21 protein-coding genes are annotated in these 24664 nt (G+C 57.1%); 6 read left to right on the top strand and 15 right to left on the bottom strand.

All coding sequences use genetic code 11. The features are described 5' to 3' along the window. Positions 1–185: 185 nt before the first annotated feature. Complete coding sequence (mltB, locus tag ACOXYR_RS03575) at positions 186–1277, bottom strand: lytic murein transglycosylase B (protein WP_421356576.1); 1092 nt, start codon at positions 1275–1277, stop codon at positions 186–188. Positions 1278–1498: 221 nt separating this feature from the next. Here mltB and gutQ point away from each other — a divergent pair, with 221 nt between their 5' ends. Beyond that, positions 1499–2473: an arabinose-5-phosphate isomerase GutQ gene (gene gutQ, locus ACOXYR_RS03570; protein WP_350436018.1), complete on the top strand. Its 975-nt coding sequence runs from the start codon at positions 1499–1501 to the stop codon at positions 2471–2473. On the opposite strand, the gene norR is transcribed toward gutQ, so the two are convergent. Beyond that, positions 2470–3990: a nitric oxide reductase transcriptional regulator NorR gene (norR, locus tag ACOXYR_RS03565; protein WP_421356575.1), complete on the bottom strand. Its 1521-nt coding sequence runs from the start codon at positions 3988–3990 to the stop codon at positions 2470–2472. The two genes, gutQ and norR, sit on opposite strands and share 4 nt — an antisense overlap. Before the next feature lie 185 nt (positions 3991–4175). On the opposite strand from norR, the gene norV reads away from it, so the two are divergent. Together norV and norW are read left to right on the top strand one after the other, a co-directional pair. Continuing rightward, positions 4176–5624: an anaerobic nitric oxide reductase flavorubredoxin gene (norV, locus tag ACOXYR_RS03560; RefSeq protein WP_421356574.1), complete on the top strand. Its 1449-nt coding sequence runs from the start codon at positions 4176–4178 to the stop codon at positions 5622–5624. Then, a complete protein-coding gene (norW, locus tag ACOXYR_RS03555) occupies positions 5621–6754 on the top strand; it encodes an NADH:flavorubredoxin reductase NorW (protein ID WP_189623970.1) in 1134 nt (377 codons plus the stop codon). Before norV ends, norW begins: the two co-directional genes overlap by 4 nt. Before the next feature lie 205 nt (positions 6755–6959). Here the strand turns inward: norW and hypF are convergent, their stop codons facing one another. From hypF to ACOXYR_RS03535, 4 genes are all read right to left on the bottom strand, one after another. Then, positions 6960–9176, bottom strand: coding sequence for a carbamoyltransferase HypF (gene hypF / locus ACOXYR_RS03550; protein WP_421356573.1), 2217 nt, complete (start codon positions 9174–9176; stop codon positions 6960–6962). Between the two features lie 3 nt (positions 9177–9179). Next, entirely contained in the window at positions 9180–11330 is a 2151-nt protein-coding gene (fdhF, locus tag ACOXYR_RS03545) for a formate dehydrogenase subunit alpha (RefSeq protein ID WP_421356572.1), read from the bottom strand. Positions 11331–11366: 36 nt separating this feature from the next. Further along, positions 11367–11912 carry an electron transport protein HydN gene (gene hydN / locus ACOXYR_RS03540; protein WP_015963289.1) on the bottom strand — a complete coding sequence of 182 codons (546 nt, stop codon included), beginning with the start codon at positions 11910–11912 and terminating at the stop codon, positions 11367–11369. A gap of 144 nt (positions 11913–12056) precedes the next feature. Then, a complete protein-coding gene (locus ACOXYR_RS03535; protein ID WP_421356571.1) occupies positions 12057–13070 on the bottom strand; it encodes a LacI family DNA-binding transcriptional regulator in 1014 nt (337 codons plus the stop codon). A gap of 224 nt (positions 13071–13294) precedes the next feature. On the opposite strand from ACOXYR_RS03535, the gene ascF reads away from it, so the two are divergent. Further along, the gene (gene ascF / locus ACOXYR_RS03530; protein WP_113857667.1) at positions 13295–14734 is read left to right on the top strand and encodes a PTS cellobiose/arbutin/salicin transporter subunit IIBC; all 1440 of its coding nucleotides are present in this window, start codon (positions 13295–13297) and stop codon (positions 14732–14734) included. 27 nt (positions 14735–14761) lie between these two features. Next, positions 14762–16186 carry a 6-phospho-beta-glucosidase gene (locus ACOXYR_RS03525; RefSeq protein WP_415727586.1) on the top strand — a complete coding sequence of 475 codons (1425 nt, stop codon included), beginning with the start codon at positions 14762–14764 and terminating at the stop codon, positions 16184–16186. Positions 16187–16273: 87 nt separating this feature from the next. Here the strand turns inward: ACOXYR_RS03525 and hycI are convergent, their stop codons facing one another. From hycI to hycA, 9 genes are all read right to left on the bottom strand, one after another. Next, a complete protein-coding gene (gene hycI, locus ACOXYR_RS03520; protein WP_421356570.1) occupies positions 16274–16741 on the bottom strand; it encodes a hydrogenase maturation peptidase HycI in 468 nt (155 codons plus the stop codon). Beyond that, on the bottom strand, positions 16734–17144 hold the full coding sequence (locus tag ACOXYR_RS03515) for a formate hydrogenlyase maturation HycH family protein (protein ID WP_108476402.1): 411 nt from the start codon (positions 17142–17144) through the stop codon (positions 16734–16736). The genes hycI and ACOXYR_RS03515 overlap by 8 nt, the downstream gene beginning before the upstream one ends. Further along, positions 17141–17908, bottom strand: a complete 768-nt coding sequence (locus tag ACOXYR_RS03510) for an NADH-quinone oxidoreductase subunit B family protein (RefSeq protein WP_421356569.1) — start codon at positions 17906–17908, stop codon at positions 17141–17143. Before ACOXYR_RS03510 ends, ACOXYR_RS03515 begins: the two co-directional genes overlap by 4 nt. Continuing rightward, the gene (locus ACOXYR_RS03505) at positions 17908–18450 is read right to left on the bottom strand and encodes a formate hydrogenlyase complex iron-sulfur subunit (RefSeq protein WP_407731495.1); all 543 of its coding nucleotides are present in this window, start codon (positions 18448–18450) and stop codon (positions 17908–17910) included. The genes ACOXYR_RS03510 and ACOXYR_RS03505 overlap by 1 nt, the downstream gene beginning before the upstream one ends. A 9-nt stretch (positions 18451–18459) precedes the next feature. Beyond that, positions 18460–20169, bottom strand: coding sequence for a formate hydrogenlyase subunit HycE (gene hycE, locus ACOXYR_RS03500; RefSeq protein ID WP_421356568.1), 1710 nt, complete (start codon positions 20167–20169; stop codon positions 18460–18462). A gap of 16 nt (positions 20170–20185) precedes the next feature. Then, positions 20186–21109 carry a respiratory chain complex I subunit 1 family protein gene (locus ACOXYR_RS03495; RefSeq protein ID WP_113857674.1) on the bottom strand — a complete coding sequence of 308 codons (924 nt, stop codon included), beginning with the start codon at positions 21107–21109 and terminating at the stop codon, positions 20186–20188. 2 nt (positions 21110–21111) lie between these two features. Next, entirely contained in the window at positions 21112–22938 is a 1827-nt protein-coding gene (hycC, locus tag ACOXYR_RS03490) for a formate hydrogenlyase subunit 3 (RefSeq protein WP_421356567.1), read from the bottom strand. Further along, positions 22935–23546, bottom strand: a complete 612-nt coding sequence (locus ACOXYR_RS03485) for a 4Fe-4S dicluster domain-containing protein (RefSeq protein WP_350437194.1) — start codon at positions 23544–23546, stop codon at positions 22935–22937. The genes hycC and ACOXYR_RS03485 overlap by 4 nt, the downstream gene beginning before the upstream one ends. 83 nt (positions 23547–23629) lie before the next feature. Continuing rightward, entirely contained in the window at positions 23630–24097 is a 468-nt protein-coding gene (hycA, locus tag ACOXYR_RS03480; protein WP_149463431.1) for a formate hydrogenlyase regulator HycA, read from the bottom strand. A 213-nt stretch (positions 24098–24310) separates the two neighbouring features. Between hycA and hypA the strand changes: the two genes are divergently transcribed. After that, positions 24311–24661 carry a hydrogenase maturation nickel metallochaperone HypA gene (hypA, locus tag ACOXYR_RS03475; protein WP_108476395.1) on the top strand — a complete coding sequence of 117 codons (351 nt, stop codon included), beginning with the start codon at positions 24311–24313 and terminating at the stop codon, positions 24659–24661. Positions 24662–24664 lie beyond the last annotated feature (3 nt).

Here is a 24664-nt window from a genome sequence, read left to right as displayed (position 1 = left end):
AGCAGACATGCGCCTGCCAGTCGCCTCAGGCTGGAGAGAGAAAAAAGCGAAGGTGACATGAATACCGCCCCAATGATTATGTTATAACATAACAATAAACAGCAGGCAGAGAAATGTAAATCCTTGTCAGCACATGAGGGTGTATCGAAATGTAACTCCCCTCCCGGACGGGAGGGGAAGCGGGATTACTGAACGCGAGCCAGCGCGACGGCCTGGCCAAGCTGCCAGACAGCCATCGCATAGTGCGTGCTGTGGTTATAGCGGGTGATAGTGTAGAAATTCGGCAAACCGTACCAGTACTGATAACCAGTGCCGACATCCAGACGCAGCAGGCTGGCCTGCTGATGGTTGCCCAGCGAATCCATCGGCGTCAGGCCCGCGGCAGCAAGCTGCGACACGCTGTATTTGGTTTTAAAGCCGTTTTCCAGCCCTGGTGCCTGGCCCATCGCCTGGCCCATCGCCTGCACCGCCACCTGGTCGCCCTTCACCCAACCGTGCTGTTTGAAGTAGTTCGCCACGCTGCCGATAGCATCTTCCGGGTCCCACAGGTTAATGTGTCCGTCACCATTAAAATCAACGGCGTACTGTTTGTAAGAGGACGGCATAAACTGGCCGTAACCCATTGCACCCGCGAAGGAACCTTTCAGATCCAGCGGGTCATCGCTTTCATCGCGCGCCATCAGCAAGAAGGTTTCCAGTTCGCCAGAGAAGTACTCTGCACGGCGCGGATAATTAAAGGAGAGCGTCGCCAGCGCATCGAGGATACGGGTTTTACCCATCACGCGGCCCCAGCGGGTTTCAACGCCGATAATACCGACGATAATTTCCGGCGGCACACCGTACACCTGCCACGCGCGTTTCAGCGCGGCTTCATGTTGATTCCAGAATGCGACGCCGTTTTGCACGTTGTCCGGGGTAATAAACTGTTTGCGATAGCGCAGCCACGCGCCGTTTGGCCCACTCGGCGGCAAACCGGTCGGTGCCTGGCGATCCATCAGACGCAACACATAATCAAGACGCTTCGCCTGGGAGAGAATTTCGTGCAACTGTTGTCGGTCAAAGCCGTGCTTGCTCACCATCTTATCGATGAACTGCTCTGCCGCCGGGTTATTGGCAAAATCACCGGTCGGGATCAGCGCATTGTGCTGCGGCTCCAGCAGGAAACCGCCGGATGGCGTGCCAGCCGTTGCCGGTGCGGCGGCGGTTTTCGGTTTGCTGCTACAGGCAGCGAGCAGGACACACAAGGGCAGTAAGGCGATATAACGACGCTTCAACATGGGACATCCATTTAACAATATCGGCAAGAGTTAATTATGGTAAAGCAATCGCAACGCCTCAAGGAAGCGCCATAACGTATCGTGGATAAAAAAACTTCCCCCCTCCTTAACCTTGATCGCGCCATTGGTATTGACCGGACAAAATCAGTACCCTTATGCAGCACCTCGGTGAATGCCGAGCCCTACACGTATAATATTCAAAAATGACAGGATGCAACGCCATGATTGCGGATAACACTTTTTTACTGGAAGCGGGCCGTCAAACGCTGATGCTGGAACTTCATGAAGCCAGCCAACTGCCGGACCGCCTGGGTGATGACTTTATTAAAGCCGCCGAAGCCATCATTCATTGCAAAGGCAAACTGATTGTTTCCGGCATCGGTAAATCGGGTCATATCGGTAAAAAACTTGCCGCAACCTTCGCCAGCACCGGCACACCGGCATTCTTTGTTCACCCGGCTGAAGCGCTGCACGGCGATCTGGGTATGGTGGAAAGTCAGGATGTGATGCTGTTTATCTCCTACTCCGGCGGCGCGAAAGAGCTGGATTTAATTATCCCGCGGCTGGAAGAAAAGTCCGTTGTCCTGCTGGCGATGACCGGCAAATCGCACTCACCGTTAGGTTTAGCCGCAAAAGCCGTCCTTGATATTTCCGTTGAGCGTGAAGCCTGCCCGATGCGTCTTGCCCCCACCTCCAGCACCGTGAACACGCTAATGATGGGCGATGCGCTGGCGATGGCCGTGATGCAGGCGCGGGGTTTCAATGAGGAAGATTTTGCCCGTTCACATCCGGCTGGCGCGCTGGGCGCACGTTTACTGAATAAAGTGCATCATCTGATGCGCCGCGATGCCGACGTACCGCAGGTGAGCATCCACGCCAGTATTATGGACGCCATGCTCGAACTGAGCCGCACCGGGCTGGGCCTGGTTGCCGTCTGTGATGAGCAGTTGCAGGTGAAAGGCGTGTTTACCGATGGCGACCTGCGCCGCTGGCTGGTTGGCGGTGGTGCACTGGCGGATAACGTCAGCCTGGCGATGACGGTGAACGGCACCACGCTGAATGCGCAGAGCCGCGCTATTGATGCCAAAGAGCAGCTGATGAAGAAAAAAATCAGCGCCGCGCCGGTGGTGGATGACAACGGCCAACTGGTCGGCGCGATCAACCTGCAAAACTTCTATCAGGCCGGTATTCTTTAATCCTTCATCCCCAGACGTTTCGCCAGCCGATGCAGGTTGGCGACGTCGGTCTCCAGCGCCCGTGCGCTGGCCGCCCAGTTATTGTTGTTTTGCGACAGCGCCTGACGAATCATCTCACGCTGAAAATGTTCGGTGGCGTCACGCAGGTTGTGACACGCGGGTAACGCTGGCGCTTCACTTTCCATGACTGGCGCAACCGCGCTCTCCTCAAATGCAAAATGCTGCGCTTCAAGGATCACATCGCCACCGTTGCGCGTTGCGCGCGCCAGCACGACCGCGCGATGCACCGCATGTTCCAGCTCACGCACGTTGCCCGGCCAGGCGTAACTCAGCAAATGCGCCCGCGCTCCGGCGCTTAAAATCACCCGCGATAACCCCAAACGCAACCGGCACTGTTCGCAGAAATAGCCTGCCAGCAGCACCACATCATCGCCGCGTTCGCGCAGCGGTGGCACGGAGAGAGGGAAGACGCTCAGACGATGGAACAGATCGGCGCGAAAACGCCCGGCCAGCACCTCTTCACGCAGGTCGCGGTTGGTGGCCGCCAGCACGCGCACATCGACCCGCAGACTGCGGTCATCCCCCACGCGCTGAATATCGCCATACTGCAATACGCGCAGCAGCTTGGCCTGCAACGCCAGCGACAGCTCACCAATTTCATCAAGGAACAGCGTGCCGTTATCGGCCATTTCAAACTTACCGCTACGGTTGCTGATAGCCCCGGTAAACGCACCCTTTACATGACCGAAGAGTTCACTTTCCGCCACGCTTTCCGGCAGCGCCGCGCAGTTAAGATAGACCAGCGGATTAGCCGCACGCGGGGAACCTTCATGAATCGATTTCGCCACCAGCTCTTTCCCGGTACCTGTTTCACCGCTGATCAGTACGTTGAGATCGGACGCCGCGACAATCTCTATCTCTTTTTTCAGCTGCATCATGTTCGGCGACAGGCCAATCATGTCGGTACTGGCGACCGGTTCAAACGCGGCAGGTGCCCCCGGCAACATATTCTGACTTTCCAGTTGTTCAATCAGCAGGGCGTTACTCAGCGCCCCGGCGGCCAGCGCGGAGATCAAACGCAACTCTTCATCGCTAAAGACATCGAACTGCTCCGGCACCATCGCATCAAGCGTCAACGCGCCAATCAGGTTCTGCCCGGCAAACAGCGGCAAGCCAACGCAGGCATGCACTTTCAGGCTCTCCTGACCGGGAATTAATCCATCGTAGGGGTCGGGCAAATCACTGTCTGCGGGGAAGCGGACGACATCCCCCGCGCGGGCAATGGCTTCAAGGCGAGGATGCCCCTCCAGCGTAAAGCGACGGCCCAGCACATCCTGCGCCAGCCCGTCGATCGCCAGCGGAACAAACTGTCGTGCTTCATAGCGCAGTAGCGCCGACGCGTCGCACTCCAGCACCTGACGCAGCGTGGTAATTAAGCGCTGAAAGCGATCCTGATGGCCAACACCGCGTTGTAGTTCGATGGCGATATTCGCCAGTACATCGACCGAGAAACTCATCGTAACCTCATTGTCTTTTTGACAATGCATATTGTCATATTGACTGTGTCAATAACAGTCATTTTGACAACAACCATGCACGAAAAAATATTAAATGCAGATAAAACAACATGTTAAAAAGTTGGCACACAACCTGCAATAAGCAATACATCTTTTTAAAAACATTGCATTTGATTGAGGTTGCTATGTCTATTCTGGTTAAAAATAACATTCATTGGGTTGGCCAACGTGACTGGGAAGTGCGTGATTTTCACGGTACCGAATACAAAACGCTGCGCGGTAGCAGCTACAACAGCTATCTGATCCGTGAAGGTAAAAATGTCCTGATCGACACCGTTGACCACAAATTCAGCCGCGAATTCGTGCAGAACCTGCGCAGCGAAATCGACCTGAACGACATCGACTACATCATTATCAACCACGCGGAAGAAGACCACGCCGGTGCGCTGACGGAGCTGATGTCTTACATCCCGAACACCCCGATTTACTGCACCACCAACGCCATTGATTCCATCAACGGCCACCACCACCACCCGGAATGGAATTTCCATACGGTGAAAACCGGCGACAGCCTGGATATCGGTAACGGCAAACAACTGATCTTCGTTGAAACCCCGATGCTGCACTGGCCGGACAGTATGATGACTTACATGACAGGCGACGCGGTTCTGTTCAGTAACGACGCCTTTGGTCAGCACTACTGCGACGAACGTCTGTTCAACGACGAAGTGGATCAGACCGAACTGTTCGAACAGTGCCAGCGCTACTACGCCAATATTCTGACGCCGTTCAGCCGTCTGGTGACGCCAAAAATTACCGAGATCCTCGGCTTCAACCTGCCGGTCGATATGATTGCCACCTCCCACGGTGTGGTATGGCGTGACAACCCGACGCAAATCGTTGAGCTGTATCTGAAATGGGCGGCCGATTATCAGGAAGACCGCATCACGATTTTCTACGACACCATGTCGAACAACACCCGCATGATGGCGGACGCGATTGCTCAGGGCATCAATGAAGTTGACCCACGCGTGGCGGTGAAAATCTTCAACGTCGCCCGCAGCGATAAAAACGAAATCCTGACCAACGTTTTCCGTTCTAAAGGTGTGCTGGTCGGGACATCAACCATGAACAACGTGATGATGCCGAAAATCGCCGGTCTGGTCGAAGAGATGACCGGTCTGCGTTTCCGTAACAAACGTGCCAGCGCATTCGGTTCACATGGCTGGAGCGGCGGCGCGGTTGACCGTCTCTCTACCCGCTTGCAGGATGCCGGTTTTGAAATGTCGCTGAGCCTGAAAGCCAAATGGCGTCCTGACTTCGACGCACTGGAAGTGTGTCGCGAACACGGTCGTGAAATCGCCCGCCAGTGGGCGCTTGCGCCGCTGCCAGAGGTGAGCGCGAAAGTGACAACCGCAAAGGAAGAATGTGCCTGTGCAGCCGCCGCTGCCGCCGACCTCGGCCCAAGCATGCAGTGCAGCGTCTGCCAGTGGATTTACGATCCGGCAAAAGGCGAGCCGAACCAGGATGTCCAGCCGGGCACGCCCTGGAGCGAGGTACCGGACAACTTCCTGTGCCCGGAATGCTCACTGGGTAAAGACGTCTTCGACGTACTGGCAACGGAGGCAAAATGAAGAATGGCATCGTGATCATCGGGTCGGGCTTTGCGGCCCGCCAGTTGGTGAAAAACATTCGCAAACAGGATGCTGCCGTGCCGCTGACTTTGATCGCCGCCGACAGCATTGATGAATACAACAAGCCGGATCTCAGCCACGTTGTCAGCCGTGGGCAAACCGCCGCCGACCTGACGTTGCAAACTGCGGGCGAGTTTGCCGAGCAGTACAACCTGAATCTGTTTCCGCAAACCTGGGTGAGCGACATTGATGCACAGGCCAAAGTGGTGAAAAGTCAGGACAGAGAGTGGCATTACGACAAACTGGTGCTGGCGACCGGGGCATCGACCATCGTACCGCCGGTTCCCGGAAAAGAGCTGATGCTGACCCTCAACAGCCAGCAGGAATTCGGGGCCGCGCAGAGTACCCTGCGTGATGCGCAGCGCGTACTGATTATCGGCGGCGGGCTGATTGGCACCGAACTGGCGATGGACTTCAGTCGCGCAGGCAAAGCGGTGACGGTAGTGGATAACTCCGCCTGCATTCTGGCGTCACTGATGCCGCCGGAAGTGAGCAGCCGCCTGCAACATCGCCTGACCGACATGGGCGTACATTTGCTGCTGAAAACCCAGTTACAATCGCTGGCGCAAACTTCCACCGGGATTGTGGCGCAGTTTGACCGTAATCGTCAGGTTGAAGTGGATGCGGTCGTCGCCGCAACGGGTTTGCGCCCGGAAACCGCGCTGGCGCGACACGCGGGTGTAGAGATCAATCGCGGCGTGAAGGTCAACAGCGCGATGCAAACCAGTAACCCGGATATCTACGCACTGGGCGACTGCGCGGAAATCAACGGTGCCGTGCTGCCGTTCCTGCAACCGATTCTGTTAAGTGCGATGTGTTTGGCGAAGAACCTGCTCGGCCAGAGCGGTGAACTGAAATTACCGCACATGCTGGTGAAAGTAAAAACACCGGATCTGCCGCTGCATCTGGCGGGGGAAACGCGCCGTCAGGATCTGAACTGGACTATCGCCACCAGCGCGCAGGGTATGCTTGCCCAGGGCTATGATGAAAGCCAGCAGCTTCGCGCCTTTGTGGTGAGTGAAGAGAGAATGAAGGAGGCGTTTAGCCTGTTGAAATTATTGCCGAACTGATTTGCTACGCCATTGCTGAACTTAACCTTGCTCGCGAAGTTTGCAGAGCCCTTCTTAACCTCAGATACATGGACGTATCGCGTCTGATTGTTGCCCCGGTCGCCGGGGCTTTTTTTTGGATCCGTGCGCACATTATTGTCGGGTGGCGGCTACGCCTTACCCGACCTACCTTTTGCACCATCAGACAACCCCATACCATCCGGCATCACGCGCACCTGGCCGCTGCAACCACCGCCTGCCCGAACGCAATTGCCCCATCACCTGCGGGCAAACTGTGCGGGAAAAGCAGTGTGAAATCAGCCAGATGGTGTTGCAACCGCGCACGCAGCAGCGCGTTATGCAGCACACCGCCACCAAATGCCAGCGTGGTTATCCCGCGCATCTGCGCTTCGCGGCGCATCACACCGCCCAGCCCCTGCGCCAGCGCATCGTGAAACGCCCACGCCTTTTCCGCCGGGCTGGCCTGCCACGCCAGCCACTGCGGCCAGAATTCTGCCAGGTCAAACCGTGCACTTTGCAGCGGATGTTCAACGCCAGCACACGTCGCCGCCAGCGCTTCCAGACGACAGGCCGCCTCACCTTCATAACTCAACGTCAGCGGCGCACAGCCCAGCACACAGGCCACCGCATCAAACAATCGCCCGCACGATGACGCGCGCGGCGCATTAATACCGCGTTCAATCGCCCGCGCCAGTAGCGGCCAGTTTTGCTCGCGCACAGAGGCGGTTTCCGGATAACGTTCCCACTCCGGCACAAACGCCAGGCAGTGCGCCAGCAGGTTACGCCACGGCTGACGTGCCGCCAGGTCGCCCCCCGGCAACGCTACCGCAGGCAGGCCGCCAAGATGTTCACACTCGCGGTAGTTCACACGTAGACATTCACCGCCCCACAACGCGCCCTCTTCCCCCATGCCAATGCCGTCCAGCGCCAGTCCAATCACATCACCGCCGTCCAGCGGCCAGTTGTGTTCCGCCAGGCACGCAGCGATATGCGCATGGTGATGGAGCACCGTTTGATGGGGTAAATCGCGGGCCGCAGCCCACTGTGAGGAGTGATAGCCGGGATGCGCATCCGCCACCACTGCCTGCGGGGTAAAATCGTAGATAGCCTGCATCAAACGCAACGACTGCTGCCATTGCGCTTCGACACCTTCATCAGTGAGGTCGCCAAAATGCTGGCTCAATACCGCCTGCTCGCCGCGCACCAGGCAGAAGGTATTTTTCAGATCTGCCCCCAGACAAAGCATCGGCGGAATATCGTGAAAACCTGGCGGCAGTGGAATCGCATCCGGCACATAGCCGCGCGACCGGCGCAGCATTTCACCGCTTTGCCGCACCACCGAGTCATCCATCCGCTGCACAATATCGCGATTATGCAGTAAAAATCCGTCGGCGATATCCGCGAGATCCGCCAGCGCCAGCGCATTGGTCAGCGCCGGTGGTTTACCGCTGAGATTCCCGGAGGTCATCACCAGCGGGCGATTCAACGCCTGCATCAGCAAATGCTGAACAGGGTTAGCCGGGAGCATGACGCCAACTTCCGCCAGCCCCGGCGCAATATCATCGCACAGGCCGCTGACGCAGCTTTTCTCCACCAGCACAATCGGTGCTGCGGGCGTGCGCAGTAATCGGCTGGCGTCATCAGGTAAATGGGAGGTGTCGGGGATCATCACCGCCAGCGGTTTCGCCGGGCGATGTTTCCGGGTGCGCAGTGTCGCCACCGCGCGGGCATTACCCGCATCACAGGCCAGATGAAAACCACCCAGCCCCTTGATCGCCACAATGCCACCCGACGTGAGAAGCGCGATCGCCGCCTGCAGCGCCGCCTCGTGATGCAGCGGCTCACCTTCGGCATACCACGACAACCACGGGCCACACTCGGCGCAAGCCACTGGCTGGGCGTGAAAGCGACGATCGTAAGGATTGCGGTACTCCGCCTCGCAGGCGGAACACAGTGGAAATGCCGCCATCACCGTCAGCGGACGGTCATACGGCATGGCGTTGATAATGGTGAAACGTGGGCCACAGTGGGTACAGTTGATAAAAGGATAACGATAACGGCGTTCCTGCGGATCATTCATCTCCGCAAGACACGCCGGGCAGGTGGCCGCATCCGGGACAATCTGCGTGCTCATCGCCCCCGCGCCGCTCTCGCGGATCACGAAGTCGTCAGGCACGCTTTGCCACACATACGGCTGCACCTGCGTTTCATCAATGCGCGCCAGCGGCGGGCAGTGTTGATGAAGCGCGGCAAGGAAATCCGCTTCTTCGCCCAGCAAACGAACGAGCACCCCCGCGCCGTCGTTGCAGACATCACCAAAGCGTGCCTGCTGCTGAGCCAGTTGCCAGACAAAGGGGCGGAAGCCCACCCCCTGTACTTTACCGCGGATGCGGATTTCGACGCCGTTATGCGTTATCGTCATTCATTACCCTGCTACCGCCTCGCGCAGGCGGGATTTCATCGACTGGTAGCTTTCCAGCGCGTAGTTTTCCGCCCAGTTCTGATCCTCAATCGCACTGATATTCACCGCACAATACTTGGTTTCCGGCGTTTTGGAGATAGGATCGAGGTTGTCCTGGGTCAGTTCGTTACAGGCGCCAATCCACCACTGGTAGGTCATATAGACGCTGCCGTGATTAATACGCTCGTTGACGTTGGCACGCGTAATGACTTTACCGCGGCGCGACGCCACCCACACCAGTTGTTTGTCTTTTACGCCCAACTTCTGCGCATCCTGCGGGTTAATCTGCACAAAGCCCGGTTCATCGGCCAGTGATTGCAGCGCCGCGCAGTTACCGGTCATCGAACGGCAGGAGTAATGCCCCACTTCGCGAACGGTGCACAGCACCAGCGGATAGTTGTCATCCGGGCGTTCGGCGGGTGCACGCCACGGCGCGGCAAACAGATGACCTTTGCCATCCGGGGTATCGAACTGATTGCCTGCGTACAGATACGGCGTGCCTGGATGATCGAGCGTCGGGCACGGCCACTGAACGTGCCCCATGTCGCCCATTTTATCGTAAGTGACGCCAAAGAAGAGTGGGCAAAGCTCACGCATTTCGTCCCAGATTTGCTGGTTATTGTCGTAATGCATCGGATAGCCCATTTTCTGGGCAATCAGGCTGATAATTTCCCAGTCACGTTTGACGTTATATTTTGGCTCAATGGCTTTTTCAAAACGCTGGAAGCCGCGGTCAGCGCAGGTGAAGACGCCGCCGTGTTCACCCCAGGAGGTGGCGGGCAGCAGCACATCAGCCTGCTCGGCGGTTTTGGTCATAAAGATGTCCTGCACCACCACGAAATCAAGCGCTTCAAACCCTTTGCGCACCAGGCCTAAATCGGCTTCGGTTTGCAGCGGATCTTCGCCCATGATGTAGTAGGCTTTCACCTTCCCTTCCAGCGCCAGATGCGGCACTTCGGTAATGCGCACGCCCACTTTGTCGTCCATCAGGCCGGCGTCAATGCCCCAGGCTTTGGCGAATTTCGCCCGCACGTCTGCATCCACCACGTCCTGATAACCGGGGAACTGGTTGGGGATCACGCCCATATCGCACGCGCCCTGCACGTTATTCTGACCGCGCACCGGGCCGACGCCAACATGTTCACGACCCAGGTTGCCGGTGAGCAGCGCAAGCGTCGCCAGCCCTTTAACCACATCCACGGCCTGACCAAACTGGGTGACGCCCATGCCCCACATAATGGTGGCGCTGGGTGCCGCCGCATAGGTACGCATCGCCTGACGAATCTGTTGTGCCGTCACGCCGGTCAGCGCTTCCACCGCTTCCGGCGCGTAATCTTTCACGATTTCACGCAGCTCGTCGATACCGGTGGTGTAGCGCGCAACGTATTCTTTGTCGTAGAGATTTTCTTCCAGCAGCACATGGGAAAACGCATTCACCAGCGCCATGTTGCAGCCGTTATTGATTTGCAGATGTTGATCGGCGATACGCGCGGTTTCAATGCGACGCGGGTCGCAGACGATAATTTTCGCGCCTTTCTCTTTTGCTTTAATCACGCGACGCGCCACGATAGGGTGCGAATCGGCGCAGTTGTAGCCAAAGACCAGCAGACAGCTTGAGTTTTCAATGTCTTCGATGGAGTTACTCATCGCGCCGTTGCCGAGCGCTTCCTGCAAACCTGCGACGGAAGGCCCGTGGCAGACACGTGCGCAGCAATCGACGTTATTGGTATTGAGCACGCCGCGCGCAAATTTTTGCATCACATAGTTGGTTTCATTCCCGGTACCGCGCGATGACCCGGTGGTCATAATGGCGCGCGGGCCGAATTTCGCTTTGATCTCACCTAAGCGTTTTGCCGTATAGCTGATGGCTTCATCCCAGCTTACTGGCGTCAGTTTGCCGCCTTTTTCATAGCGGATCATCGGCTGCGTCAGGCGCGGCGTCAGCAGTTTGGTGTCGTTCAGGAAATCCCAGCCGTAATAGCCTTTCAGGCACAGTTCATGCTGGTTAGTTTTTCCATCGGCCGCTTCCGCGCGGATGATTTTATTGTTATCGACAACCAACTTCAGTTTGCAGCCAGCACCACAATACGGACAAACACTTGTAATTTTTTTCATCAGTAACAGACCTGTTAAAAGTGAAACGGAGGATCATTAAAACGACAGGGAAATAGACGTATCGAGCGCAGCGCGGCGACGTTTCTCGGCGCTGATTTGCTCAAGCTTGTCGCGGTCAACGCAGAAAATAGCGTGGGTCGGGCAGGCTTCCATACAGGCCGGGCCTTGCTCGCGGTGGAAGCAAAGGTCACACTTGTTAGCTTCCGCTTTTTCGGCACGCACGTTGAGGCCCGCGCCGCTGTTGCGTACAACCGGGCGCACCACCACTTCCATCGCACCATAGGGGCAGGCCACGACGCAGGTTTTGCAGCCGATGCAGCGTTCCTGCATCACATGCACAAAACCTTTTTCGCGGCGAATTGCGCCGTTCGGGCACACATTCGCACACGGCGCGTCTTCGCACTGGCGGCACGCGGTCGCGGTCGAGACATTGACGCCTTTAATGACATGAATACGCGGCAGGAAAGATTCCGGCGTCAGCGCGGCGCAATCCTGTTCGGCCTGGTGGCTGACCACGCATGCAACTTCGCATGTCCGGCAGCCTATACATTTACTCGCATCTGCAATGATGAAACGGTTCATCAAATTCTCCAGCAATGACAATGAATGAGCCGGAGAATGCATTATTCGCGCCAACTTTTATTTTACTGTTTATTAAGGATTTTTTATTTGAAGCGCTGTGTCTAACCCTGTCATCGTCACGAGTGACGATGACAGGTGACGAGATTAACCCTGCGGGCCTGCGCCCAGAGAGTCGCGCGCGATAAGCTCGCCGAGGAAGGAAGGTTGAGGTTTGAACTCGCCGCCGTCGAGCATGAAAATCAGGCGATGGATTATCTCCTGAATCATCTCTGTCACCGGGATTTTAACGCTGGAGAGCGAAGGCATCATGTACGGCGCGAGCGCGATATCATCAAAACCGACGACGGAAACCTGCTCCGGCACGCGTATACCGCGCGACTGTAGCTGTTTCATCGCCCCGATGGCCATGTCATCGTTACTGGCAACCAGCGCGCTAAAGCTAACGCCGCGCTCAAGCAGCCTATCGACACCCGCCGAACCTGTCGCTGGCGTCCATTTCCCTTCCACAATCAGCCCATCTTGCAGTGGGATATTGTGTTCAGCCAGAGCGGCTTTGTAGCCTGACAAGCGTTCAATGCCGGTCGGCGAATCAAGCGACCCGGTGATAAACGCGATATCGCGATGCCCCTGTTGAATCAGCCTTTCCACCGCATTCTGGCTGGTACGCGCCTGGTCGCAGTAAACGCAGTGGCTGAGGTTGCGCCGCAGCCGGCGGTTGAGTACCAGCACCGGCTGTTCATGCTGCTGAATGAGTTCGTCGATTTCGTCAACGCTGAGAAAACGCGGGTAGATAATGATGCCGTCGCAGCGCATATCAAGCAGATACTGAATCGCCGCCCGCTCCTCTTCGGCGCTGTGTTTACCATCGGCGAGGATCAACTGGCGGCCCTGATTTTCCGTCATCCGCGCAGCGTGAAACAGCAGTTCGCTGAAATAGACGCCGTGATACAGGGTATTGGTGACCACCAGCCCCAGCGTTTGCGTGCGTTTGGTCGCCAGATTACGCGCCAGCAGATTAGGCCGATAGCCGCACTCTTCAATCGCCTGCCAGACCCGGTCTTTGGTTTCCTGCCCCACATAGCCGTTGCCGGTCAGCACGCGTGAGACCGTCGCTTTCGACACGCCAGCCAGCTTTGCCACCTCCAGCATCGTCGCCATTTCGCTTCCCTCGTCAAAAATGATGGGCAGCAGTGTACTTCAGCCACCGCCCTTTTTCAGCTTTTGCCGTTCATGGCGATCTCAATCACAAATTTAAAAAATTAATTTTTTACTCTCTTGCCAGTGATAATGAAACTCTTCATGATTTTGTGGAACCGGTTTCCTATGCAACGTTTCATCGCCTGGCGATGAGTCCCCTACAGATAAAAACAGGATAGATTCCGATGTCCAAAAACTATGCGGCACTGGCGAAGTCCATCGTCGATTTACTGGGCGGCGTCAATAACATCAGCGCGGTGACCCACTGCATGACGCGTTTGCGCTTTGTACTGAAAGACGACGCATTGGTCGATAGTCCCGCGCTGAAAAGCCTGAGCGGCGTACTCGGCGTGGTGCGCAGCGATAACCAGTGCCAGGTGATCATCGGCAACACCGTTTCTCAGGCATATCGGGAAGTCGTGAGTTTGCTGCCGGAGAACATGCAACCCGCCGAACCCGCGGGAAAACCGAAGGTCACCCTCAAGCGCATCGGCGCGGGGATCCTCGACGCACTGATCGGCACCATGTCGCCGCTGATCCCGGCGATTATCGGCGGATCGATGGTCAAGCTACTGGCGATGATCCTCGAAATGTCCGGCGTGCTGACCAAAGGTACGCCGACGTTGACTATCCTGACGGTGATCGGCGACGGCGCGTTCTTCTTCCTGCCGCTGATGGTCGCCGCCTCTGCCGCCGTGAAATTCAAAACCAACATGTCGCTGGCCATCGCCATTGCAGGCGTGCTGGTGCACCCAAGCTTTATCGAACTGATGGCAAAAGCCGCGCAGGGCGAGCACGTGGAATTCGCCTTCGTGCCGGTCACGGCGGTGAAATATACCTATACGGTTATTCCGGCGCTGGTGATGACCTGGTGCCTGTCGTACATCGAGCGCTGGGTGGATCGCATCACCCCGGCGGTAACGAAAAACTTCCTCAAACCGATGCTGATTGTGCTGATTGCCGCCCCGCTGGCGATCCTGCTTATCGGCCCGATTGGTATCTGGATCGGTAGCGGCATTTCTGCGCTGGTTTACACCATTCACGGTTATCTGGGCTGGCTGTCCGTCGCCATTATGGGTGCGCTCTGGCCGCTGCTGGTGATGACCGGGATGCACCGCGTCTTTACGCCCACCATTATTCAAACCATCGCTGAAACGGGTAAAGAGGGCATGGTGATGCCGTCGGAAATCGGCGCGAACCTGTCGCTGGGCGGTTCATCGCTGGCGGTGGCGTGGAAAACCAAAAATCCGGAACTGCGCCAGACGGCGCTGGCTGCGGCGGCGTCTGCCATTCTGGCGGGCATCTCTGAACCGGCGCTGTACGGCGTGGCGGTCAGGCTGAAGCGTCCGTTAATTGCCAGCCTGATCAGCGGCTTTATCTGCGGTGCCGTTGCAGGCATTGCCGGGCTTGCCAGCCACTCAATGGCGGCTCCTGGCCTGTTCACCAGCGTGCAGTTCTTTGACCCCGCGAATCCTATGACCATTGTGTGGGTCTTTGGCGTGATGGCGTTGGCAGTGGTGCTCTCCTTTATTCTGACCCTGCTCCTCGGCTTTGAAGATATCCCGGTCGAAGAGGCCGCCGCCGATGCCCGCACGCGTCAGGCCGCAGCACCAGCATCCGTCTGAATCACATAACATTTAACGAGGAAACGCATGTCGACATTTCCGCAAGGATTTTTATGGGGCGGCGCACTGGCCGCCAACCAGTGTGAAGGGGCCTATCTTGAAGGCGGTAAAGGGCTGACGACGGTCGATATGATCCCGCATGGCGCGAATCGCCTGCCGGTCAAACTGGGCCTGGAAAAACGCTTTACTCTGCGTGACGATGAGTTTTACCCCAGCCATCAGGCGACCGATTTTTATCATCGCTACAAAGAAGATATCGCCCTGATGGCCGAAATGGGCTTTACCGTATTTCGCACCTCCATTGCCTGGGCGCGTCTTTACCCGAACGGCGATGAGCTGACACCCAACGCGGAAGGCATTGCGTTTTATCGCGCGGTATTTGAAGAGTGCAAAAAGTACGGCATCGAACCGCTGGTCACCTTGTGCCACTTCGATGTGCCGATGCATCTGGTGACAGAGTACGGCTCGTGGCGCAACCGCAAAATGGTCGAGTTCTTCACTCGCTACGCGCGCACCTGCTTTGAAGCGTTTGACGGGCTGGTAAAATACTGGCTCACCTTCAATGAAATCAACATCATGCTGCACAGCCCCTTCTCCGGTGCCGGGCTGGTGTTTGAAGAAGGCGAAAATCAGGATCAAGTGAAGTATCAGGCGGCGCACCATGAGCTTATCGCCAGCGCGTTAGCCACCCAAATCGCCCACGAGGTTAACCCGCAAAACCAGGTGGGCTGCATGCTGGCGGGCGGCAATTTCTACCCCTACTCCTGCAAACCAGAAGATGTGTGGATGGCGCTGGAAAAAGACCGCGAAAACCTGTTCTTTATCGATGTACAGGCGCGTGGCGCGTATCCCTCCTACTCTGCCCGCGTGTTCCGCGAAAAAGGCGTGGTAATTGAGAAAGCCGAGGGCGATGACGCGATCCTGAAAAATACCGTCGATTTCGTGTCGTTCAGCTACTACGCCTCTCGCTGCGCGTCTGCCGACATGAACGCCAATAACACCAACGCAGCGAACATTGTGAAATCGCTGAAAAACCCGTACATCCAGGCCAGCGAATGGGGCTGGGGTATCGACCCGCTGGGGCTGCGCATCACCATGAACATGATGTACGACCGCTACCAGAAGCCGCTGTTCCTGGTGGAAAACGGGCTGGGCGCGAAAGATGAAGTGAACGCGCAGGGTGAGATTAACGACGACTATCGCATCAGCTATTTGCGCGAACATATCCGCGCGATGGGCGAGGCAATTGGCGACGGCATTCCGGTTATTGGCTATACCAGTTGGGGCTGTATCGACCTGGTGGCGGCCTCAACAGGCGAAATGAGCAAACGGTACGGTTTTGTCTATGTCGACCGCGACGACGCAGGCAACGGCACGCTGGCCCGCACGCGCAAAAAATCGTTCTGGTGGTATAAGAAGGTGATTGCGAGTAACGGGGAAGATTTGGGATAACCCCTCACCCCGGCCCTCTCCCACAGGGAGAGGGAGTATCGGTCCCCTCTCCCTGTGGGAGAGGGTTAGGGTGAGGGGAGAAACTGGCTAGGCTTCAGCCTCTAACTGCGCAAATCCGCCGTTGCCTTCCCAGCCCTCCAGCCGCTGATAAACTCCTTCTACCGCGTCTTTTATTGCCTGAGTCATTGGGTAATAGAAACCGACAATATCTGGTTGAATGCCGAGGAAAATCACCTCGCCAACATCCTCTTTGAGCTGATCGACCAGGTAGTTCAGCGGCATATTGTGGGTGGTCATCATAAACATCTCGGCGATGTCGTCCGGGTCGATAATGCGAATGTCGCCAGGGTTAAGCCCCATGTCGGTGGCATCGACAATCAGCAGACGTTCCGGGTGCAGTTCGCGAATGGCGAAGACGTCGTTTTCCGGCGCACTGCCGCCGTCAATCACCACCCAGTTGCCTTTCGGCGCGGCGGCACACATTTCGGCGAGCAACGGGCCTGCGCCATCGTCGCCCATCATGCTGTTGCCTACGCAAAGTAATACGTCAGTCACGAAGCCTCCGGACCATCAAATAAATCGCACTTTCCTGATAAATCGCGTGCAGCATACCGAGCATCGCTTCGCTCCATTCCTTCTGCTGCGCCGTTTGCACCGCGCGCGCTTTATCAAACGCGTTCGCGAGCATAGAGACGTGATTACTGTCGATAACGATTTCACCGTACTTCGGCACGCCTTCCATTTTGCGCCGCGCGACGCTGCCCTCTTCAAGGGTAGCAATCCATGCCAGGTATTGATCCCACGGGCAGGTCAGCGCGGCTTCGAGGCAGTCGATCACCCCGAGGTGGTGGCCAATCGCCAGGCTGTAATAGACAACCTGCTGCGCCTCAGACGGCGTTGCATCGTTCTCATCGATAAATTTACGGCTCAGTTGACTGAACACCACCGTTTCGCTCATCGGATACGCGCCTCTTCCACAACATGATTAAGCTGGCCGACAATTTCGGTCAGGCGTGGGTCGCTTTCGGCTTCCAGCCAGCGCTGTACCTGGTGATCGCCCTGCCCCAGCAGACGCATATAATCGTCAGCAATCTGGCGACCATAGCGATAGCCTGCCAGACGGCGCGCGGCACGGTCAACGCGAACGCGCAGCGGTTGGTTCATATCCGCGTGAAGCAGTTCCGCCGGTTGTGCATCCAGTTCACCCGGCGCGCGGGCGTGGATTTTTTGCTCAAGCAGACCGAGCGCCATCGCGAAGCCATACAGCGTGGCAGCAGGCGTCGGCGGGCAGCCAGGGATGTAAACATCCACGGGTACGATTTTGTCGGTGCCGCCCCAGACGCAGTACAGGTCGTGGAAGATACCGCCGCTGTTGCCGCAGGCACCGTAAGAGATACAGATTTTCGGGTCCGGTGCCGATTGCCAGGCCCGCAGCGCCGGGGAACGCATGGCGCGGGTGACTGCGCCAGTAAACAGCAGGATGTCCGCATGACGCGGTGACGGCACAACTTTAATGCCGAAGCGTTCTGCGTCAAACAGCGGTGAAAGCGTAGCGAAAATCTCGATTTCGCAGCCGTTGCAGCCGCCGCAGTCGACGCGGTAAACATACGCGGAACGTTTGATGTTTTTCAGTAACGCCGTTTTCATACTGGCGATGGACTCTTCCACCGTCATCGGCACCGGCATGCCGTTATCATCACGTGGGCCTAATAAAGCACTCATCAGCTGGCCTCTTTCATATGGCGAGTCAGTTCAATACGGTCGGACGGCACCAGACATTTCTGGCGTTTGCATTCCGGGCAGGTTTCGAAGCTTTCGCGATGTTTCTCCGCGCGGCTGTCGCCGTTGTGCTTGAGGACAGCAATGGCGTAGTCGATCTCTTTTTGCACCGCGAACGGACGCTGGCAAACGCGGCAGTTACAGATGTCGAAGCGGGACTGCTGTAAGAAGTCCTCTTTTTTCCATACCGCCAGTTCGTACTCCTGCGACAGTTTAATCGCCGCCGTTGGGCACACTTCTTCACAGCGTCCACAGAAAATGCAGCGTCCCAGGTTGAATTGCCACGCCAGTTGGTTGGTGGCTAAATCCGTTTCCACGGTCAGCGCGTTAGATGGGCACGCGTTCACGCAGGCCGCACAGCCTACGCACTGCTGCGGATTATGTTCCGGTTTGCCACGGAAGTTTTTATCAACCGGCAGCGGCTCCAGCGGATACGACGAGGTGGTCGTACCGGTTTTGATCACTTTTTTGATAAAGGTAAACATGGCGATTCCTTATTTCAGCGGCGAGTTTTTACGCTCGATGCTGTAGCGCTCAAGTTCTTTGTACGGCACCACTTTGCTTTTCTTCTTACGCACATCAACCACGGTCATGCGGTCGGTGCAGGAGTAGCAAGGGTCGAGGCTACCGATGATCAGCGGCGCATCGGAAACGGTGTTACCGCGCAGCATGTAGCGCAGGGTCGGCCAGTTGGCGTAGGTCGCCGCGCGGCAGCGCCAGCGGTAGAGTTTCTGGTTGTCACCGGTCATGCTCCAGTGGATATCATCGCCGCGCGGCGCTTCGGCAAAGCCAAGGGCGAAGCGATGCGGAATGTAGGTAAAGCCTTCCACCGCCAGTGGGCCACCCGGCAGGTTATCCAGACCGTAGTCAATCATGTTCAGTGCGGTGAAGACTTCGTTGATACGCACTTTCAGGCGCGAAATCACGTCACAACCCTGCTCACTGTGCACTTCCATCGGCAGCAGGCCGTAACCGACAAACGGGTGATCGGCGCGGGTATCACGCGCATGGCCACTGGCACGAACCATCGGGCCAACGTTACTGAAGTCACGGGCAATCTCCGGGTCAAGACGGCCAATGCCCACGGTGCGCTGTTCCATGTTCGGTGTGCTGAGGAGCATATCCACAAGCTCCTGCACGTCGCGACGCATCTGCTGCGCGAGCTGACGGGTCTGGATCATGTCATCTTTCAGCAGATCGCGACGAATACCACCAATCAGGTTCAGGCCGTAAGTTTTGCGCGCGCCGGTGAGGATTTCCGCCATTTTCATGGAGGTTTCACGCACGCGGAAGAACTGCATAAAGCCGGAGTCAAACCCGGTGAAGTGGCAGGCCAAACCGAGGTTTAGCAGGTGCGAGTGCAGGCGTTCCACTTCCAGCAGAATGGCGCGGATCATCTGCGCACGTTCCGGCACCACGATGCCCATCGCATTCTCAACGGAGGTGGTGTACGCCGTGCTGTGAGCGAAGCCGCAGATACCGCATACACGATCCGACAGGAAGGTGACTTCGTTGTAGCCCATACGAGTTTCCGCCAGTTTCTCCATGCCACGGTGGACATAGAAAAGGCGGTAGTCGGCGTCAATAATGTTTTCACCGTCAACGAACAGGCGGAAATGGCCCGGTTCATCGGAGGTCACATGCAGCGGGCCAATCGGCACCACGTTGTTTTTCTTGCTGCCCAGTTCGTTGATGAACTCGTAGGTTTCCGCATCCGTGGTCGGGGCCGGGCGCTGACGGTAATCCATGCTGTCTTTACGCAGCGGATAGAGTTCGTCCGGCCAGTCATCGGGCAGTACCAGGCGGCGTTCATCCTGCAGGCCAACCGGAATCAACCCGTACATGTCGCGCACTTCGCGCTCGCCCCATACCGCAGCAGGCACGCGCGGCGTCACGGACGGATATTCCAGCGTGTTGGGGTCGACTTCGACGCGCACGGTGATCCAGCACTTAGTGCCCTGCTCCATCGACAGCACGTAGTAAACCGCATAGTGACCGTTCAGCTTACGTTCGTCATTGCCGAACAGCACCGACAGCCAGCCGCCCTGTTTGTAGTAAAGAAACTCCACCACTTCCGGCAGGTAGTTCACCTTCACCGTAACAGTGAGCTGATCTTTCGTCTGCCAGGCTTCATCCAGCACCACGCCGGGGAAAGCCTGATGCAGTGCAGCAAGATAGTGTTGACCGATTTTTTCTTCAGACATGCTCAAACTCTCTTAATCACGCCGCCAGCAAGGAGACGAAAGCTAAAAACGCAAAACCAAAACCCGCCCAGGTGACGCGAGACGTGGCACAAAAACGCAGACGCGCCATGCTGTTTTCGAACAGGGCGATAACCAGTACGCCGACCACCAGTTTGACGACCGCCGCCACCAGTGCCAGCACAAGGCCGCCAACGCTGAAGCTGGTCATCTGGCCCCATGGGATAAAGACGCCGACGAACATTTGCAGCACCACCAGTTGTTTCAGGCTAATGCCCCACTTCAGCACCGCAAATCCGCTACCGCTGTACTCGGTCAACGGCCCTTCCTGCAATTCCTGCTCTGCTTCAGCCAGGTCGAACGGCAGTTTGCCCATTTCGATAAAAGTGGCAAATGCGCAGGCGCACAGGGCCAGCAGCAGCGGCAGGGTGTGAGAAACAGGCCAGTGATAAACGGTGTTCGCGATATTGCTGATATGCGTAGACCCTGCCACCAGCGCGGCAACCCACAGGCCAAGCAGCAAAATCGGCTCCACCAGCACGCCGAGCATCGCTTCGCGGCTCGCGCCAATGGCGGTGAACGGACTACCGGTATCAAGACCCGCAATGGCAAAGAAGAAACGGGCAATGGCAAATAGATAAATCAGGGTGATAAGATCGCCCAGAGACGGCATCAGCGAGCCCACCGTCACCACTGGCAACGCGGTGGCGATGGTCAGCATCACGCCCACCATCACAAACGGCGTCAGGCGGAAGACCCAACCGGACGCATCCGGCCCGACGCTCTGGCGGCCCAGCAGTTTGATAATGTCGCGATACTCCTGCAACACCCCCGGCCCACGGCGGTTATGCATACGCGCGCGGGCCACGCGGGTAATGCCGGACAGCAGCGGCGCCGCGGCAAACAGCACCAGCGCCTGCAGTAATGCAAAGAAAACGGTCATTCTCAGGCTCCTCGCGAAATCACAATCACCACCAGCACGGCAAGCTCAATAAAGGCCACACCGCGCAGCAGCGCAGGTGCACTGGCGTTCTGCCAGCCTGGCACCAGACGCACCGGGTTCAGCCAGTCGCGCAGTTTCAGCACCACGGCAAACGCCTCTTTCACCGGCATAGCAAAACCGTGCGCAGTCACTACCATCGATTGTTCATGGTCATAGCCACACACCCACGCCGCACCGCGTGCACGGTTCGGCAGGCGGTCGCCTTTGAAGATAAGCATGATGATGAAGGGCAGCAGCGGGCAGGCAATCAGCAGCAAGGTGATCATTGGCTGAGATACCACGGTGCTCGCAGTCTGCAGCGGCAGCGGCACGGCAGAGGTCAGCAGCGGCAGCAACCACGGTGCCGCAACGCCACCCACGACACACAGCAGCGCCATCGCAGCGGTGCTCACGCCCATCAACAGCGGCGCGCAGCAGGCGTTTTCCGCCTCTTTGGTACGCGGCGCGCCAAGGAAGGTGACGCCATAGACTTTCGCCATACACATCACCGCCAGCGCGCCGGTAATGGCGAGGCCCACCGCCAGCAGCGGCCCTAACAGACGAGCAACAAACAGGTCGCTGGTGCTCAGTTTGAAGAAGGATTGATAGATAACCCATTCGCCCGCGAAGCCATTCAGCGGCGGCAGCGCAGCCATCGCCATCAGGCCAACCAGCATGGCAATGGAGATAACCGGCATTTTTTTGCCGATACCGCCCAGTTTTTCGATATCGCGATGCCCGGTGCGATACCACACCGCGCCTGCGCCGAGAAACAGCGTAGTTTTAAACAGGCTGTGGTTTACCAGGTGATAGAGACCACCGGTTAAGCCCAGCGCCACGAGCACCGGCTGTTGCAGCGCAATACCGGTGACGCCAGCGCCAAGGCCGAGCAGAATGATGCCGATATTTTCCAGCGTGTGGTACGCCAGCAGACGCTGAATATTGTGTTCCATCAGCGCATAAAGGCCGCCGACAAATGCGGTGATCATTCCCAAAACCAGCAGGGCAATGCCCCACCACAGTGGTTGATTCACGCCAATCAGCGAGACGGTCAGAATGCCGAGTAAACCGACTTTCATCACCACGGCGGAGAACAGCGCCGCAGCCGGTGCGCTGGCATTGGCATGCGCCTGCGGCACCCAACCGTGCAGCGGAATAATCCCCGCCAGCAGGCCGAAGCCCAGTACGCTGAGTACCCAGATATCCGAGCCCAGCGGCAGAAGTTGAGTCCGTTCATTCAGTACCGAGAATTCCAGCGAGCCGTAACGCTGCCACAGCAGCCAGCAGGCGACCGCCAGCAGAATCGTGCCCAGACGCCCCAGTGCAAACCACAGTTTGCCGGAGGTGGCGCAACCGGTCAGGAACGCGCCACACAGGGCCATGATTTCCGCCATGACAACCATCGACCCCAGGTTATCCGCCACTGTGGCGCATACCGCCGCAGCCATAAGAATGTTCATCAGCCAACCGTTGGCTTTCGCCTGCGGATGACGGTGCCAGGTAATATTAAACAGGCTGATAAATAGACCACACAGGCCAAAAGCAATCAGCCAGATGGAATTCAGCGGCGTGGCCAGCACGCGATGCCCGACCAGCGGGAGCACCCCGGCAATCGGCTGAGTGTGCGTTAATACGCTAAACCCCGCCAGCGCCGTACAGGCACTGCCGACCGCGCCGCCAATACCGGCAACCCAGCCGCTCAGCGGTTTATTGAACGACAGCAGAAAAGCGAGCACCGCCGCCGCGGCAAACCAGGCGACTGCACTATCAATTAACGACATCACGCTCATTTCGCCTCTCCTTCCTGCATGCTCTGCAACAGCGACAGATCGCCGAAGTCGGTATTAAAGGTCAGTTCGCGTTTGCGTTTGCTGACGCGAGCAATATCCATGTTATTGACCAGATGCAGCGCTTTAGTTGGGCAGGTGCGTACGCAGGCCGGGCCTTCTTCGTCGAAGTTGCACAAATCGCATTTCACAGCGATGGCGCGAACGCCCGGCACCCAGTCGAGCAGCGTGCTCACACGAGCAGGCGCAGGCGGCGCAGGGAGCGCTTTCGGGGTATTGGCATTGGCCGGAATATCCAGCGGACGGCTGCCAGAGAATTCAATCGCCCCAAACGGGCAGGCGATGCCGCACAGTTTACAGCTTACGCACAGGCTCTCGTTGAGCTGTACCGCGCCGTCGACGCGGTTGATGGCGTTCACCGGACAAACGGTGGCGCACGGCGCGTCTTCACAGTGGTGGCACATCTGCGGGGCAGATTCTTTTTCATTGCGCATTACGCGCAGACGCGGCATGGACTGCAATCCATGCTGGCGATGCGTCTCGGAACAGGCGGCTTCGCAGGTGCGGCAGCCAATACAGACGCTTGAGTCAGCAATTACAAAACGGTTCACCAGGTCTTCCTCAGGTGACAGTCATTTTTGACGAAATCATGCAGAGCAAGTGTCATTTCGACACCTGTCGACACACCGGTATTTCAGGCCACTTTGGCCGTATTCGCGCTTTGCGCCAGCGGGTTGAACGTCACCGGGCTGTCGCTTTCCAGCGCGGCATACAGGGCGTCATAAACCGGGGCGATTTTTTCCAGATAGTGTTCCAGTACCTGCTCGCGGTCGCGGCATTTGACGCCGTTATCCACGGTGCCGTCGGCGTTTAACTCCGCGCGGGCAATACATTTTTTGTCTTGTCCATCGCGCGTTTCGACGGTGTATTCGATGGTGTGGCTATTGAAGCCGCCGACCAGGCTTACGGAGAGCACGAAGTGTTCGAACAGTACAAAGCTGAGGTCCTTATCCGGTGCGCAGTTCACCGCGTGATGCAGGCGCGCTTTCGAGAGCGTGATCCCCTGAACCAGCGAGTTGCAGTAAATACGCCACTGTTCCTGTTGGCGATGGTGTCGATCGGCGATGAAGTCAGCTTTTTCGCTAATTTCCCAAATTGTCATGTCAGGTTACCCGGTTGATAGAGACTCACACTGATAAGCACGTTCCATGCCAGTTTTTAATTCATTGATAGATAAGGAATTTAAATATCCACATGCTAAATAGCGACATGTCATTTCGTCAGTTTGACACTGTCATCGACAGTACAAATGCATCAGTTCTCATCTCTGGCATCGTTATTGCATTAACCGGGTCAATGAAATCTCGGAGGCGTTATGCACGAAATTACGCTCTGCCAGCGGGCGCTGGAAATCGTCGAACAGCAGGCCACCCAGCACGGCGCGAAACGCGTAACCGGGGTCTGGCTCAAAGTTGGCGCATTTTCCTGCGTCGAAACCAGCGCAATGACCTTTTGTTTTGATCTGGTATGCCGCGGCACGTTAGCTGAAGGATGTAAATTACACGTCGAAGAACAAGAGGCGGAGTGCTGGTGCGAAAAGTGCCAGCAATATGTTCAGTTACTCTCCGTTCACGTGCGCCGCTGCCCGCAATGCCAAAGTAACGACCTGCACATTGTGGCGGATGACGGTTTACAGATTCAGCGAATTGAAATAGACCAGGAGTAAGCT

The organism is Pseudocitrobacter faecalis (assembly GCF_965231525.1).
GTDB lineage: Bacteria > Pseudomonadota > Gammaproteobacteria > Enterobacterales > Enterobacteriaceae > Pseudocitrobacter > Pseudocitrobacter faecalis.
This window is presented reverse-complemented; position numbering and strand designations above follow the sequence as displayed.

Excerpts from the sequence above, each read along its gene's own strand:
- mltB (WP_421356576.1), bottom strand. The coding sequence starts at position 1,277 with ATGTTGAAGCGTCGTTATATCGCCTTACTGCCCTTGTGTGTCCTGCTC.
- gutQ (WP_350436018.1), top strand. The coding sequence starts at position 1,499 with ATGATTGCGGATAACACTTTTTTACTGGAAGCGGGCCGTCAAACGCTG.
- norR (WP_421356575.1), bottom strand. The coding sequence starts at position 3,990 with ATGAGTTTCTCGGTCGATGTACTGGCGAATATCGCCATCGAACTACAA.
- norV (WP_421356574.1), top strand. The coding sequence starts at position 4,176 with ATGTCTATTCTGGTTAAAAATAACATTCATTGGGTTGGCCAACGTGAC.
- norW (WP_189623970.1), top strand. The coding sequence starts at position 5,621 with ATGAAGAATGGCATCGTGATCATCGGGTCGGGCTTTGCGGCCCGCCAG.
- hypF (WP_421356573.1), bottom strand. The coding sequence starts at position 9,176 with ATGACGATAACGCATAACGGCGTCGAAATCCGCATCCGCGGTAAAGTA.
- fdhF (WP_421356572.1), bottom strand. The coding sequence starts at position 11,330 with ATGAAAAAAATTACAAGTGTTTGTCCGTATTGTGGTGCTGGCTGCAAA.
- hydN (WP_015963289.1), bottom strand. The coding sequence starts at position 11,912 with ATGAACCGTTTCATCATTGCAGATGCGAGTAAATGTATAGGCTGCCGG.
- ACOXYR_RS03535 (WP_421356571.1), bottom strand. The coding sequence starts at position 13,070 with ATGGCGACGATGCTGGAGGTGGCAAAGCTGGCTGGCGTGTCGAAAGCG.
- ascF (WP_113857667.1), top strand. The coding sequence starts at position 13,295 with ATGTCCAAAAACTATGCGGCACTGGCGAAGTCCATCGTCGATTTACTG.
- ACOXYR_RS03525 (WP_415727586.1), top strand. The coding sequence starts at position 14,762 with ATGTCGACATTTCCGCAAGGATTTTTATGGGGCGGCGCACTGGCCGCC.
- ACOXYR_RS03515 (WP_108476402.1), bottom strand. The coding sequence starts at position 17,144 with ATGAGCGAAACGGTGGTGTTCAGTCAACTGAGCCGTAAATTTATCGAT.
- ACOXYR_RS03510 (WP_421356569.1), bottom strand. The coding sequence starts at position 17,908 with ATGAGTGCTTTATTAGGCCCACGTGATGATAACGGCATGCCGGTGCCG.
- ACOXYR_RS03505 (WP_407731495.1), bottom strand. The coding sequence starts at position 18,450 with ATGTTTACCTTTATCAAAAAAGTGATCAAAACCGGTACGACCACCTCG.
- hycE (WP_421356568.1), bottom strand. The coding sequence starts at position 20,169 with ATGTCTGAAGAAAAAATCGGTCAACACTATCTTGCTGCACTGCATCAG.
- ACOXYR_RS03495 (WP_113857674.1), bottom strand. The coding sequence starts at position 21,109 with ATGACCGTTTTCTTTGCATTACTGCAGGCGCTGGTGCTGTTTGCCGCG.
- hycC (WP_421356567.1), bottom strand. The coding sequence starts at position 22,938 with ATGAGCGTGATGTCGTTAATTGATAGTGCAGTCGCCTGGTTTGCCGCG.
- hycA (WP_149463431.1), bottom strand. The coding sequence starts at position 24,097 with ATGACAATTTGGGAAATTAGCGAAAAAGCTGACTTCATCGCCGATCGA.
- hypA (WP_108476395.1), top strand. The coding sequence starts at position 24,311 with ATGCACGAAATTACGCTCTGCCAGCGGGCGCTGGAAATCGTCGAACAG.